The sequence below is a fragment of the Micromonospora sp. C81 genome (assembly GCF_018070425.1).
Lineage (GTDB): Bacteria > Actinomycetota > Actinomycetes > Mycobacteriales > Micromonosporaceae > Micromonospora > Micromonospora zamorensis.
The window spans coordinates 193,110-205,956 of sequence record NZ_JAGPXS010000003.1 but is presented as its reverse complement, the minus strand read 5'-3'; the positions used below and the strand labels follow the sequence as shown (position 1 = coordinate 205,956).

12 protein-coding genes are annotated in these 12,847 nt (G+C 69.6%); 7 read left to right on the top strand and 5 right to left on the bottom strand.

The window, feature by feature from the left end; all coding sequences use genetic code 11:
- Positions 1 to 23 precede the first annotated feature (23 nt).
- Complete coding sequence (locus KBX46_RS07125; protein WP_099849465.1) at positions 24 to 530, bottom strand: NfeD family protein; 507 nt, start codon at positions 528 to 530, stop codon at positions 24 to 26.
- 179 nt (positions 531 to 709) lie between these two features.
- Between KBX46_RS07125 and KBX46_RS07120 the strand changes: the two genes are divergently transcribed.
- From KBX46_RS07120 to KBX46_RS07105, 4 genes are all read left to right on the top strand, one after another.
- On the top strand, positions 710 to 1,045 hold the full coding sequence (locus tag KBX46_RS07120; protein WP_210791757.1) for a hypothetical protein: 336 nt from the start codon (positions 710 to 712) through the stop codon (positions 1,043 to 1,045).
- 40 nt (positions 1,046 to 1,085) lie between these two features.
- Positions 1,086 to 1,571 carry a methylated-DNA--[protein]-cysteine S-methyltransferase gene (locus KBX46_RS07115; protein ID WP_210791755.1) on the top strand — a complete coding sequence of 162 codons (486 nt, stop codon included), beginning with the start codon at positions 1,086 to 1,088 and terminating at the stop codon, positions 1,569 to 1,571.
- 31 nt (positions 1,572 to 1,602) lie between these two features.
- Entirely contained in the window at positions 1,603 to 1,809 is a 207-nt protein-coding gene (locus KBX46_RS07110) for a ribbon-helix-helix protein, CopG family (protein WP_141911936.1), read from the top strand.
- A 68-nt stretch (positions 1,810 to 1,877) separates the two neighbouring features.
- On the top strand, positions 1,878 to 2,192 hold the full coding sequence (locus KBX46_RS07105) for a hypothetical protein (protein WP_210791753.1): 315 nt from the start codon (positions 1,878 to 1,880) through the stop codon (positions 2,190 to 2,192).
- Positions 2,193 to 2,254: 62 nt separating this feature from the next.
- On the opposite strand, the gene KBX46_RS07100 is transcribed toward KBX46_RS07105, so the two are convergent.
- Both KBX46_RS07100 and KBX46_RS07095 read right to left on the bottom strand, forming a co-directional pair.
- Positions 2,255 to 3,334 carry an inositol-3-phosphate synthase gene (locus KBX46_RS07100; RefSeq protein WP_210791751.1) on the bottom strand — a complete coding sequence of 360 codons (1,080 nt, stop codon included), beginning with the start codon at positions 3,332 to 3,334 and terminating at the stop codon, positions 2,255 to 2,257.
- Between the two features lie 23 nt (positions 3,335 to 3,357).
- Positions 3,358 to 3,996: a PadR family transcriptional regulator gene (locus KBX46_RS07095; protein WP_088950778.1), complete on the bottom strand. Its 639-nt coding sequence runs from the start codon at positions 3,994 to 3,996 to the stop codon at positions 3,358 to 3,360.
- Between the two features lie 175 nt (positions 3,997 to 4,171).
- On the opposite strand from KBX46_RS07095, the gene KBX46_RS07090 reads away from it, so the two are divergent.
- From KBX46_RS07090 to KBX46_RS07080, 3 genes are all read left to right on the top strand, one after another.
- Positions 4,172 to 4,621: a DUF5318 domain-containing protein gene (locus KBX46_RS07090; RefSeq protein WP_088950777.1), complete on the top strand. Its 450-nt coding sequence runs from the start codon at positions 4,172 to 4,174 to the stop codon at positions 4,619 to 4,621.
- Positions 4,622 to 4,818: 197 nt separating this feature from the next.
- Positions 4,819 to 7,659: a transglycosylase domain-containing protein gene (locus KBX46_RS07085; RefSeq protein WP_210791745.1), complete on the top strand. Its 2,841-nt coding sequence runs from the start codon at positions 4,819 to 4,821 to the stop codon at positions 7,657 to 7,659.
- 126 nt (positions 7,660 to 7,785) lie between these two features.
- A complete protein-coding gene (locus tag KBX46_RS07080) occupies positions 7,786 to 9,294 on the top strand; it encodes a glycosyltransferase family 87 protein (protein WP_088950775.1) in 1,509 nt (502 codons plus the stop codon).
- Between the two features lie 127 nt (positions 9,295 to 9,421).
- On the opposite strand, the gene KBX46_RS07075 is transcribed toward KBX46_RS07080, so the two are convergent.
- A complete protein-coding gene (locus tag KBX46_RS07075; RefSeq protein WP_210791743.1) occupies positions 9,422 to 11,836 on the bottom strand; it encodes a hypothetical protein in 2,415 nt (804 codons plus the stop codon).
- Positions 11,833 to 12,624 carry a deoxyribonuclease IV gene (locus KBX46_RS07070; protein WP_099849454.1) on the bottom strand — a complete coding sequence of 264 codons (792 nt, stop codon included), beginning with the start codon at positions 12,622 to 12,624 and terminating at the stop codon, positions 11,833 to 11,835. The genes KBX46_RS07075 and KBX46_RS07070 overlap by 4 nt, the downstream gene beginning before the upstream one ends.
- Positions 12,625 to 12,847 lie beyond the last annotated feature (223 nt).

Sequence of the window (12,847 nt, the reverse complement as noted above, 5' to 3'; positions counted from 1 at the left end):
GGAGTCCTGTCTACGAGGGGAAGTCAGTAGGTTTCGACCTGCACGCTGGTCTCGCTGAGCGCCTGCACCACGAAGACCTGGGCGCCGACCGGTATCGGCTGGTCCGCACGGGCGCTGAGCTTGACCGGTTGACCGGCGAGACGAATCCGTACCTCGCCGTAGCCGTCAACCGGCACCGGGGTGACGACCAGGCCGAGCGCACCGACCAGATCGTCGCGGGTGGGGGTGGCGTCGGTGCGCATGTTCCGCGCCGCCCGGCTGAGTCGGGACGCCAACCAGGCGGTGGGCACGGCCGCGAGCACGCCGCCGACCGCCGCGCCGACGACCATGCCAGGGGTACGCGCACCGAGCAGTTCGTTGACGATGGCCGCGCCGAAGCCGAACGCGCCGGCGAAGCCGGCGACCGTCTCGACCGAGATCGGCCCGTCGACGTCTGCGTGCCCGAACTGGAACAGCTCGGTGCCGAGCAGGGCGAGCGCGAGCACACCGATGCCCGCCCCGCCGATGATCAGAAAGATGAGCGTCCCCATTGCCACGACCTGCACGGTATCGATGCCGCGCAAGCTCTGACAGCCCTGCGGGACACAAGATGATCTACCGATGTGGGTCGTCGGTGCCGACCAAAAAGGGGCAGTGCTGACGGATCTTGGTGAGCTATCTTCTGCCGCCGGCCGATCGTTCCGGTCAAGTCAGAACGAGAGGACCGCCCATGCTCGTGGTGATCATCATCTACGTCTTCGGTCTGGTGCTGACCGCCGCCATCCTGTTGGGCGTCGCGGCAACCTCCTTCGCCACCACCTCGCGGGTCGACCGGGTGCTGGCCGGTATCGGGGCCGTGTTTGCTGGCTACTACGCCTACTTCCTGCTGAGCACCGGCGGCGGCGGACACATCACGGTCTTCTACGCGGCTCTGCTTCTCCCCTTCTTCGCCGGTCGCAAGCTCTACCTGGGCTTCCGGGACCGCGATCGGACCCGCGCCGAACGGGCCGCTGCGGCGGAGGCGATCCGGGCTGCCGAGGAGTGGCGTTCGGCCCGCCGCTGGTAGCCGGGCGGGCCAGGAAGTCCGAGACAGGGAGAATGGGTGGATGCGCTGGACCGTGCTCGACTCACCGATCGGCGAGTTCTCCGTCGCCACCGACGGCACGAGCGTCTGCGGCGCCCATTTCGGGCGGGTCGAGGCGGCGGCGGACGATCCTGACCACGCGCTGGCCGGGCAGGCCGTCGCCGAGCTGCGGGCGTACTTCGCCGGCGAGCTGACCGCGTTCACCGTGCCGGTGTCGATGCCGCGCGGCTCCGACTTCGAACGGGCCGTGTGGCGGGAGATGACACGCATCCCGTACGGGGAGACGCTGACGTACGGCGATGTGGCGCGTCTGGTCGGCGATCCCGGAGCGGCACGGGCGGTGGGAGTGGCCTGCAACCGCAACCCGATCCCGGTGATCGTGCCGTGTCACCGGATCGTCGGCGCGGGCGGCAAGCTGGTCGGTTTTGGCGGGGGCCTGCCTCGCAAGGTCAAGCTGCTGGAGCTGGAGGCCGGTGTCGCCCTACAACACGCATGGTCGGGAGGTTGACGCCGGTCAACCAGAGTTATACAACTTCGGTATGGCCTTCACCCTCACCCTCAAGCCCGAAGTCGAACAGCGCCTCAAGGAGCTTGCCGAGGCTGAGCAGCGGTCGATGCACAAGACCGTGGAGGTGGCGATTCAGGCCTACCTGGATCGCCATGACCGCGATGACTGGACCCGCCAGGCAGCTCGGAAGGTCTTCGCGGAGGATGCCACGTTCTTCGAGATGCTGGGCGAGCGGTGACTCAGGCTTGGCCGGACGCGGAGGATCTACTGACTCTCCTCGCAGAGTGGACCGGGCCGGAGAGTCGGGTGCGTGATGCGGGAATCCTGGTCGCAGCGGCAGCACGCCCGCACGCGCGACTGGTGGGGCGGGCCGTCTATCCGACCGTGCTCGACAAGTCGGCAGCGCTCCTGCATGGCCTGATGATGTGGCGACCACTCGACGTCTGGAACGCCGGACTTGGCTGGGCGGCGATGCGGGTGTTCCTGGCGCGGGCCGGCTTCGTTCTCGACATGCCCGCGAAGGAGCGGATGGCGTTGACCGACGCGCTGGTCAGCGGCGAGGTCGACTCGGTTGACGAGTTGTCGCTGCGGCTGTCGCCGTACCTGGAGATGTCGAGCTGAACGCGGCGAGGGCCGGGTCCGTTTCGGACCCGGCCCTCGCCGGTGCTTGCTGTTTCAGCGGGTCAGCGTGCGACCTCGCCGGCGATGAACTCCTCGACGGCCTGGTGGGCGTCGTGGTCGGCGTACTGCACCGGCGGGGACTTCATGAAGTACGACGAGGCCGACAGGATCGGGCCGCCGATCTTCCGGTCCAGCGCGATCTTCGCGGCCCGGACGGCGTCGATGATGACGCCGGCCGAGTTCGGAGAGTCCCACACCTCGAGCTTGAGCTCGGCGTTGAGCGGGGTGTCACCGAACGAGCGACCCTCCAGGCGGATGTACGCCCACTTGCGGTCGTCCAGCCACGGCACGTGGTCCGACGGGCCGATGTGCACGTCGCTCTTGCTCATCTCGTGCGGGATCTGCGAGGTGACCGACTGGGTCTTCGAGATCTTCTTCGAGACCAGCCGCTTGCGCTCCAGCATGTTCATGAAGTCCATGTTGCCGCCGAAGTTGAGCTGGTACGTGCGCAGCAGCTCGACGCCACGGTCCTCGAAGAGCTTCGCGAGTGCGCGGTGCACGATGGTGGCGCCGACCTGGCTCTTGATGTCGTCACCGACGATCGGCAGGCCAGCGTCGGTGAACTTCTGGGCCCACTCCGGGTCGGAGGCGATGAAGACCGGCAGGGCGTTGACGAACGCGCAGCCGGCGTCGATCGCGGCCTGGGCGTAGAACTTGGCGGCCTGCTCGGAGCCGACCGGGAGGTAGCAGACGACGACGTCGACCTGCGCGTCACGCAGCGCCTGCGCCACGTCGACGGGGGTGGCGTCGGACTCCTCGACGATCTCGCGGTAGTACTCGCCCAGACCGTCGAAGGTCGGACCGCGCTGCACGCTGATGCCGGTCGGCGGCACGTCGCAGAGCTTGATGGTGTTGTTCTCGCTGGCGACGATCGCCTCCGCGAGGTCCATGCCCACCTTCTTGGCGTCCACGTCGAACGCCGCGACGAACTCCACGGAGTTGACGTGGTAGTCGCCGAAGGCGACGTGCATGAGACCCGGGACGCGGTCGTTCGGGTTGGCGTTCCGGTAGTACTCGACGCCCTGAACCAGGGACGAGGCGCAGTTACCCACACCGACGATGGCGACGCGGACGGAGCCCATAGCGTCTGCCTCCTTCTTTTCTGTCACGGCCGCTCATTCCTGGTCTCTCCAGGCGGAGGCGGGCTGTTGTCTTCTCGTCGGCCGCCGGCTGTCCCGATGTTCGGGACCGTCGGGGCTCGGCCGGAGCGCTCGTTGGCGATGAGCTCCTCCAGCCAGCGGACCTCGCGCTCACAGGCATCAAGGCCGTGGCGCTGCAGTTCCAGCGTGTAAGCGTCGAGGCGCTCGGCCGCCCGGCCCAGCACGTCGCGAAGCCCTTCGCGACGCTCCTCGATCTTGCGGCGGCGACCCTCCAGAATGCGCAGGCGGGTCGCCTGGTCGGTCCGGGCGAAGAACGCGAAGTGCACACCGAAGCCCGTGTCGTCGTACGTCTCGGGCCCGGCCTGTGCGATCAGCTGGGCGAAGCGTTCCTTGCCCTCCGCGGTGATTTTGTAGACCACCCGACCTCGTCGGCTGGTCAGCGCGGGGACCTCCTCAGCAGTGGCGGGCGTCTCATCAGCTTCGGTGATCCATCCCGCCGCCTGCAGCCTGCGTAGCGTGGGATAGAGCGAGCCGTAGCTGATCGCCGCCCGGATCGCGCCGAGTTTGGCGGTCAGCTCCTTGCGCAGCTCATAGCCGTGCATCGGAGACTCCTGCAGGAGGCCGAGGATGGCGAACTCAAGCACTGGCCACCCTCTCTTTACCCTCCGGCGTGGAGCGGTAACCGCCGCGATGTATCGGACCGATACATCGCACGTTAGCGGGTCGCGCGTGCCAGGGCAAACCCCCGCTCCGAGACGGCGTCGTCACGGATTGTGAGCGTGGTCGCCTGCTCGGGCCGGACCGCGTACCCTTCTTCGCATGCGTACGCAGCGCCAGGTCGTCGACTACTCGCTTCAGAAGCGAGCAGTGCTGCGTGAGCTCCTGGCCGGCCGGGTCGGCACGTACGACGTGTGCGACGCATCGCCGTACCTGAAGAACGCCGCCCGGTTCCACGGTGAGCCGACCGACCGACGCTGCCCGATCTGTCGCAGCGAGAACTTGACTCTCGTCCACTACATTTACGGTGACGAGCTCAAGCAGTCCGCCGGGCAGGCCCGGACACTGACCGAGTTGCCTGTCCTGGCGATGACGCTGCGTGAGTTCCAGGTCTTCGTGGTGGAGGTGTGCCTCGGTTGTGACTGGAACCATCTGGTCGAGCAGTACCTGCTCGGCCGGGACGGTCTGGCCGGCGACAGTGACGGCACCGGCGAGCAGGACGTGGCGGCCGCCGAAGGTGCGGGTCGGCGGAGGCGAGAGGCGCAACGGTGATCACAGCTGGTTGGACCGGCCCCGGGGCCGTAGACGAAACCCGGGACGGTCAACCGCTCGTTGGTCCGATTAGCCCCATTAATACGGCAAGTCCCCCGGTGAAACGGCACCCCCGTGCCGGTCTCCCGGGTGAAGCAACTCACGGCAACCCGGTGGCGGCGCAGTCGCGCCCCACCGCGACCGGCAGGGTGTGAGGAATGAACTCGTACGGCGATCCCAGTTCTGCGCGTGGACGGGCCCAGCACTCGGGCCCCGAGGGCGACCCCGGGCCGGTCGCGGACGACGCGTACCGCCGCCCCGGCGGTGACTCCCGCGGGAATGGCTGGTCGGCCCCGGAGGGTGGCACGGCGACCCCGGGCCGCGCTTCGGTGACCCCACGGGCCGCCGGTGGGCGGGCCACGGTGGGCGGATCGGCCTCGGTGCCGCCGCGCGGCGCTGCTGCGGCCGGTTCCGCCTCGGTGGGCTCGGCAACCCCCGGCCGCGCAGGGCGGGCGTCGGTGCCGGTGTCGCCGGCACCGGGTGTGGCCGCCGGACGCGCCGGTGCGGGCCGAGCCTCGGTGCCCGTGTCCCCGGCGCCGGGCGCACCGGCAGGCCGAGCCGTGGTCGGCGCCGCCGCCGTCGGTGCCGCCCCGGCGGGCCGGGTCAGTGTCGGCTCCGCGTCGGTGGGTGGCCGTGCCGCCGTCGCCCGGGCGAGCGTCTCGCCGGTCTCCGGTGGGCCGGGCGGTCCCGGTGGTCCCGGTGGACCGAACGGTCCGGGCCGGGGCGGCCGTGGTGCGGGTGACCCGGGCGCCGCCCGACGGGCGAAGAAGCGCAAGCGGATGAACCTGCTGATCGCCGGTGTCGCGGTCTTCATCATGCTCGCCGGTGTCGGCGTGGTCGGGTTCACCTACTACTCGACCAACGTGGTCATGCCCAACGAGATGCCGCTGCCGCTGTCCACCACTGTGTACGCCAAGGACGGCAAGACCCAGTTGGCCAAGCTGGGCAGCGAGAACCGCAGCTTCGTCACCATCAACCAGATCCCGTTGCACGTGCAGCACGCGGTGGCGGCAGCCGAGGACCGCAACTTCTACCGGCACTCCGGCGTCGACTACAAGGGCATCGTCCGAGCCGCGTGGAACAACGTCTCCGGCGGTGACAAGCAGGGCGCCTCGACGATCACCCAGCAGTACGCGCGCAACGCGTTCGAGAACCTCCAGGACGACACGTACGGCCGGAAGGTGAAGGAGGCAATCCTCGCCTCCAAGCTGAACGAGAAGTACGACAAGCCGGAGATCATGCAGCACTACCTCAACGTGATCTACTTCGGGCGCGGTGCCTACGGCATCGAGGCCGCGGCACTGACGTACTTCAACAAGTCGGCGAAGGACCTGACCGTGGGCGAGGGTGCGGTGCTCGCGGCGGTCATCAAGCAGCCGGTGGCGAGCGACACCCACCGCGGCTTTGACCCCGCCGTCAACCTGCCCGACGCCAAGTCACGGTGGGACTACGTGATCGCCGGTATGAAGAAGGAGGGCTGGCTGGACGCCCCCGGGCAGCCCGCTTCGCCGACCGCGTACCCCAAGGTGCTGGCGCCGAAGAAGGGCGGAAACGGGTTCGGTGTCGACAGCCCGCGAGGCAACGTCATCAACTACGTCCGCCAGGAGATGGACGCGATGGGCCTCTGCTCCGACACCGGCGCGGAGGGCAAGACGAGCTGCGTGGACGCGCTGCGTGACGGCGGCTACCGGATCACCACCACCATCGACGATAAGCTGCAGACCGCCGCCGAGAACACGGCGATGCAGTCCAAGAAGGGTTCCGAGCTCAACGACCAGCCGAAGAACCTGATGGCGGCGGTGGTGTCGATCGACCCGTCGAAGGGTCGCGTGCTCGCCTACTACGGCGGTGACAGCGGCGCCGACTTCGACTACGCCGGCAAGAACACCGACAAGAACGGCGACCTGACCGGCGGACACCAGCCGGGCTCGTCGATGAAGGTGTACACCCTGGCCGCCGCGATCGAGGCGGGCATCTCGGTCAAGTCGCACTGGGACCCCACGCCCTACAAGCCCGAGGGCTCCAAGGTCGCGATCGGCAACGCCGGCCGCACCAACCTCAAGTGCGGCAAATACTGCACCCTCGAAGAGTCGACGATCCAGTCGTACAACGTGCCCTTCTACTGGGTCACCAAGGAGCTCGGTGCCGCCAAGGTGGTCGACATGGCCCGGAAGGCCGGCGTGACCACCATGTGGGGCGTCGACCCGCCGCAGGCCTTCGACCTGTCGAAGAAGGGGCCGACGCCGTTCGACAACTACACCGGTTTCGGCAAGTACCCGATCACCGTGTTCGAGCACGCCAACGCCATGGCCACGTTCGCCAACGACGGTAAGTACATCAAGGCGCACTTCGTCCTCAAGGTGGAGCAGCAGGACAAGGACACCGGCAAGTGGAAGGTGGTCGGCAGCGAGCGCATCAAGCCCGAGCAGCGGATCCCCAAGAAGGTCACCGACGAGGTCACCGGCGTCCTGAAGCAGATCCCCGGCGCGGGGTCGAACAACCTCTCGCTGGAGAGCGGCCGTCAGTCTGCCGCCAAGACCGGTACCTGGGAGTACGACAACAAGGACAACGCGCACGCCTGGACGGTCGGCTACACCCCGCAGAACGCCACGGCGGTGTGGGTGGGCAGCCGGGACCCGCGCAAGCCGGCGATCCGCCTCACCGGCGGTAAGCCCATCGGTGGTGCCACGTTGCCCGGCCCGATCTGGGAAAAGTTCATGAACACCGCCCTCAAGGGCAAGGAGGAGATCCCCCTGCCCACCGTCACCGGTGAGGGCGACGTCACCAAGGGCAACGGCAAGGAGCCGCCGGTGGCGCCGCCGACCATCCCGGGTCTGCCGGGCGGCCCGACCTGTGATCCGCTGACGGACCCGTTCTGCCCGCGTGTCGGCGGCACCCCGGGCGGCAACCCCGGGGGTAACCCGGGAGGCAACCCGGGCGGCAACCCCGGCGGCGGCGGTGGCGGACTGCTGCCCGGCCTACCACCCGAGCGAAACTGACCCGCACCGCTTCATGACGCCGCCGCCGGCCGGACGACCTGTCCCGGCCGGCGGCGGCGTTTTCATACCCGGATCTCCGCGCCGGGACGGGACGGACACCCCCGTCGTACGGCAGGATGCCTCTTCATGAGCACCCAGTCGACGCCCGGCATCGACGACGCCGGTACCACCGACCACCCGTCCCGCTCCGACGGGTTCGTCCGCGGCATGTCCAGCGCGATCGGCGGCCCGCTGGGCGACCACGCGACCGCACTGGACCGGCCGGCAGGCCAGGAACGTCGCTTCTGGACCGCGGTCCGGATCGTGCTGGCGCTGGCTTGTCTCACGCTCGCGCTGCACTGGGTGCAGAAGTCCCCCTGCCAGGACGGCGCCTGGCAGAACAACGTCCAGTACACCCGGTTCTGCTACACCGACGTCCTCGCCCTCTACTACGCCGAGGGGCTCAACGAGGGCAAGGTGCCCTACCGTGATCACCCGGTCGAGTATCCGGTGCTGACCGGCTACTTCATGGGGGCGCTGGGCCTGCCGGTGCACGCCATCGGCGAGGGCGACCCGAGCATCAACCAGGCCCAGTGGTTCTACAACCTCAACGCGTTGGTGCTGGGCGCCCTCGCGGTGGCCACCGTGGCGGTGATCCTGGCCCTGCGCCGCCGACGACCCTGGGACGCCGCGTTGTTCGCGCTGGCCCCGGCGCTGCTGCTCACGGCCACCGTCAACTGGGACCTGCTCGCCATCGGGCTGGCCGCCTTCGGTCTGCTGGCCTGGGCTCGGAAACGACCAGCTGTCGCCGGTGTGCTGCTCGGGCTCGCCGGTGCGGCGAAGCTGTGGCCGCTGTTCCTGCTCGGGCCGCTCCTCGTCCTGGCGCTGCGGGCCGACCGGATCCGCGCCGCGCTCATCGCCACCGGCACGGCGATCGCCGCGTTGGTGCTGGTGAACCTGCCGGCCGCCCGGGCATACCCGGAGAACTGGGACCGGTTCTTCGAGCTGAACACCACCCGGCCCATCGACTGGGGCACGCTCTGGTACATCGGCCGCTACCTGGACGGCAAGGTCGGCAACGACCCCGCCCAACTCGGGCCGTTCGAGTGGCTGAACGCCAACATCCCCACCCTCAACACCATCTCGTACGCGCTGTTCGGGTTGGCCTGTCTCGGTGTGGCCGCGCTGACGCTGCGGGCACCGCGTCGCCCGCGGCTGGCGCAGGTCGCCTTCCTGGTGGTCGCCGCGTTCCTCATCTTCAGCAAGGTCTGGTCTCAGCAGTTCGTGCTGTGGCTGCTGCCGCTGGTGGTGCTGGCCCGACCCAAGTGGGGTGCCTTCCTGGCCTGGCAGATCGCCGAGGTCTGCTACTTCGTCGCCTTCTACGGAGAGCTGCTCGGGGCGGCGACCAGCCGTCCGGTCTTCCCGGAGGGGGTGTTCGTGCTGGCCTCGACGTTCCGGCTGACCACCGTGGTGGTGCTCTGCGTGCTGGTCGTCAAGGAGATCCTGCACCCCGAGCGGGACGCAGTCCGGGCGACCTATCCGGACGACCCGGACGGTGGCGTGCTCGACGGCGCACGAGATGCCCCCTGGGTAGACCGCTGGCGCCGGCCCGCCGACAGCGAACCCTCTCGCGAACCCGTCACCACCACCACCTGACCCAAGCGCGAACGCGGCCCGGACCACGTCAGGGTTTGCGGGGGAGCCCGCCCGGCGCAGGGATCAAGCCTGACCGCCCGGAGCCGGGTGGGCTCCCCGCAAATCCGCCTTAGAGATCAGCCACGTCTCAGAGCCGATAAACGACCGCGTCGCCCACGTCCTGCCGAGTGATGCCCAGCGATTCCACCGGCGCGTCGATGGTGATCTCCCACGGAGTGCCCACCACCTGCCCGCGCAGCAACACCACGGAGCGGACGCCGAGCGTGCGCAGGTAGTCGACGCTGGTCTGGTCGGGGAACGACTGGCTCACCCGACGGACGTCATCGAGCTGGCGCGGAGTGAAGCCGCTGCCGCCATTGACCACGTCGGGGAAACCGCTCGTCGACCACAGCATCACGTGCTGGTCCAGGCTCTGGTTGCTCGGCAGCACCAGCAGGGGCCCCTCGGTGGAACGCATCGCTGCCGGTTGGGTCGGCACCACCGGATGCGGCGTGGTGTTCAGACCCTCGACGGCGACCAGCAGCAGCGGCAGCAGGGTGGCCGTCCGCAGCCACGGCCCCGGCCACGACGGGATCCGCTGCGCGGTCAACTCGCGGACCCGGTCGGTGAGCGCGGTGACCGCGCCCGCCGCGAGCAGACCCAGCAGCAGCGTGGTCCACAACATCAACCGACCGGGGGTACGCAGTCCGTTCCAGCCCGGCAGGTGCTCGAAGAGCGGCACGTAGGTGAAGGTGCCGTCGAAGAAGCGGGTGCCCATCGCGAAGGCCATCGTCACCAGCACTCCGGTGAGCAGCAGCAGTCGGTGCCGCAGCCGCCAGACCGAGAAGAACAGCCCACCCGCGGCCAGCGCGTAGAGCACGAACCCGGGCAGCAGGGTCATCTCCGGGTGCCACGGCAGCGCTGCGCGTGCCCCCTCGTGCAACCCACCCCAGATCCGCGACTCGGCCGGTGCCGTCACGAAACCCGACGCCGGAGGCGAGAAGATGCTGATGTCGTCGATGGTCCGCTCGGCGTACGGGTGCAGCTCGGTCACCTTGAAGAACGGGAACGCCATCAGCAGACCCACACCGGCGAAGAACAACCCGCCGAGCAGGTCCGCGAGGAACAACCGGCGACCGAAGGGCACGGCCTGGCCGGTGCGCAGCCGCCGCGCGTAGTAGAGGACGGCGGTGACGATCACCGCGCAGGCCAGGAAGTACGCGAACGGCAACCCGATACCGAATCCGAGGCTGAGCTGCCAGGCCGCCACCAGCCAACCGGCGTAGACCCATCCGTCGTGTCGGCGCTCGGGCCGGTAACCGTGCCGCAGTGACCAGCCGTGCCCGCGCGCCAACATCGCCAGCGCCAACGGGATCCCGCCGTTGGAGAGCACGTGCAGGTGCCCGGCCTGGGCCAGCAGCCACGGCGCGTACGTGTAACTGACGCCGGCGACGGCGGCGCCGATTCGGCCAGCCCCGAGCTGCCGGGCCAGCGCGTACGCCCCGAGCGTGGCAAGCGCGTGCGCCAGCACGAACATGATGTTGTAGCGCAGCACCGCGTCCTCGGGGCCGCTGCCGAGCATCCCGGCGGGGGCGTACCCGAGCAGGGTGTCGGAGAACGCGAAGCTCCACAGCTCGGGGAAGAACGTGTTGGACTGCCACAGGCGCGCCGGTTCAGCCAGCAGGATGTGCCCGGACCAGGCCATCTGCCAGGCCTGCAGGCTCGGGTCCCAGTAGTCCTGCGGGAGTGTGTAGCGGGGATAGCGCAACGTCGGCCACGTCATCAGCACAGCCAGTGCCAACGCGCCGAGGGTGGCCAGGGTCCACTCGTGGATCAGGAACCGGCCGACGGCTCCGCCCGCCCGGGTGACGATGGAGGGCCGGGGCTCCGGAGCGGAGGCGAACGCCTCCCAACGATCGGGGTTGTCCGGCTTGGCCTCATCGGTCTTGGTGTCACCGTCGGGTTTTGCCTGACCGTCGGTCCTGCCCGCTCGCCTGCCCCTGCTCCACCACCTGCCCTTGCCCGATCCTGTGCCCTTGACCGGGACGTCTTCCGAGCCGCCGTCCGTGCCGTCCTTGGCCGGGGCGCCGTCCTTGCCCGCGTTGGTCGCGCTGTCGGCCTTGGCGGTGCTGTCGGCCTTGGCGGTATCGCTGTCCTTGGCGGTGCCGTCCTTGGCCGGGCTGCTGTCCTTGGCGGTGCTGTCGCTGGTTGCGCTGCCACCCTCGGTGCCGCCCGTGGCCGCGCTGCCCTTCCGGCCGTCGCCCTCACCGGTGGCGGCGTCCCCGGCGGGTTGCTCCTTGGTGCCGCCACCCTTCGAGGGCTGCGGGTCGCCGCTCGTGGTGGCTCCGGTCGTGCCGCCGTCGCTCGACCGCGGCTGGTCGGTGACGGCCCCCGCGATCGGCGCAGTGGTCTCGGCGGTCGGCGCGGAAGTCTTGCCGGAGACGGCGTCGGAGGTGCGATCCGGCTGTGCCGGGGTGCCCGAGGCGGAGGCGGATCGGGTCTCGGCGTCCGTGCCGGTGGGGGTGGGCTGGGCCTTCCCGGTCCCGGGCTGTCCGGTCGTCATGCTGCCGGGCTCGCCGTCCCGAGCTGCTGACGGAGGAAACCGATGTCCGCTGTCTGGCCCTCCACGCCGCCCGGTGTCTCGACGACCACCGGGGCCCCGGCGGCCCGGATCACCGCGACGACCAGCTCCGGGTCGATCGTGCCCCCGCCCAGGTTGTCGTGGCGGTCCTGACCCGAGTTGAACGCGCCCTTGGAGTTGTTGGCGTGCACCAGGTCGATCCTTCCGGTGATCGCCTTGACCCGGTCGACGAGGCCGAGCAGATCCTCGCCGCCCGCGTACGCGTGGCAGGTGTCCAGGCAGAAGCCGACCTCGTAGTCGCCGATGGCGTCCCAGAGTCGGGCGAGCGCGTCGAGTCGCCGGGCGCACGCGTTGTCGCCGCCGGCCGTGTTCTCGATCAGGACCGGCACGCCGAAGCCGCCGGAGTCGGCCGCGTACGCGAAGGTCTTGCGCCAGTTGTCGAAGCCGACGGCCAGGTCGTCCCCGGCGTTGACGTGTCCACCGTGGACGATCAGACCCTTGGCGCCGATGGCGGTGGCCGCGTTGGCGTGCCCGAGCAGCAGCTTTCGGCTGGGAATCCGGATGCGGTTGTTGAGGGTGGCCACGTTGATGACGTACGGCGCGTGCACGTACAGGTCAACCTCGGCCGTGCGCAGCTGCTCGGCGTCCTCCCGGGGCTTGGGTGCCTTCCATCCCTGTGGGTCGGCGAGGAAGAACTGCACGGTGTCGGCGGACCGGGCGGCCGCCTCCGCCAGCGGGTCGGTCGAATCGACGTGGGCTCCGATACGCATGCGAGCGAGCCTACGTCGCGACCCCGACGGGCGGGGTGACGGCCGGGGCGGTGTCGCGTGCGGTCGCGTCACCGGACGGACCGACGATCGTTGATGGAATTGAACCGGCGACCAGCACCCGGTGCCGCCAGCGACGCAAGCCCGCAGATGGCGACCGGAGGTCGACGGCCGACAGCGAGGTCACCTCCGCCGTGCGGCCCGGCGTGGCGGAGGGGACCCCTCG

Coding starts and splice junctions, on each gene's coding strand:
- KBX46_RS07125 (WP_099849465.1), bottom strand. CDS start 530: ATGGGGACGCTCATCTTTCTGATCATCGGCGGGGCGGGCATCGGTGTG.
- KBX46_RS07120 (WP_210791757.1), top strand. CDS start 710: ATGCTCGTGGTGATCATCATCTACGTCTTCGGTCTGGTGCTGACCGCC.
- KBX46_RS07115 (WP_210791755.1), top strand. CDS start 1,086: ATGCGCTGGACCGTGCTCGACTCACCGATCGGCGAGTTCTCCGTCGCC.
- KBX46_RS07110 (WP_141911936.1), top strand. CDS start 1,603: ATGGCCTTCACCCTCACCCTCAAGCCCGAAGTCGAACAGCGCCTCAAG.
- KBX46_RS07100 (WP_210791751.1), bottom strand. CDS start 3,334: ATGGGCTCCGTCCGCGTCGCCATCGTCGGTGTGGGTAACTGCGCCTCG.
- KBX46_RS07090 (WP_088950777.1), top strand. CDS start 4,172: ATGCGTACGCAGCGCCAGGTCGTCGACTACTCGCTTCAGAAGCGAGCA.
- KBX46_RS07085 (WP_210791745.1), top strand. CDS start 4,819: ATGAACTCGTACGGCGATCCCAGTTCTGCGCGTGGACGGGCCCAGCAC.
- KBX46_RS07080 (WP_088950775.1), top strand. CDS start 7,786: ATGAGCACCCAGTCGACGCCCGGCATCGACGACGCCGGTACCACCGAC.
- KBX46_RS07075 (WP_210791743.1), bottom strand. CDS start 11,836: ATGACGACCGGACAGCCCGGGACCGGGAAGGCCCAGCCCACCCCCACC.
- KBX46_RS07070 (WP_099849454.1), bottom strand. CDS start 12,624: ATGCGTATCGGAGCCCACGTCGATTCGACCGACCCGCTGGCGGAGGCG.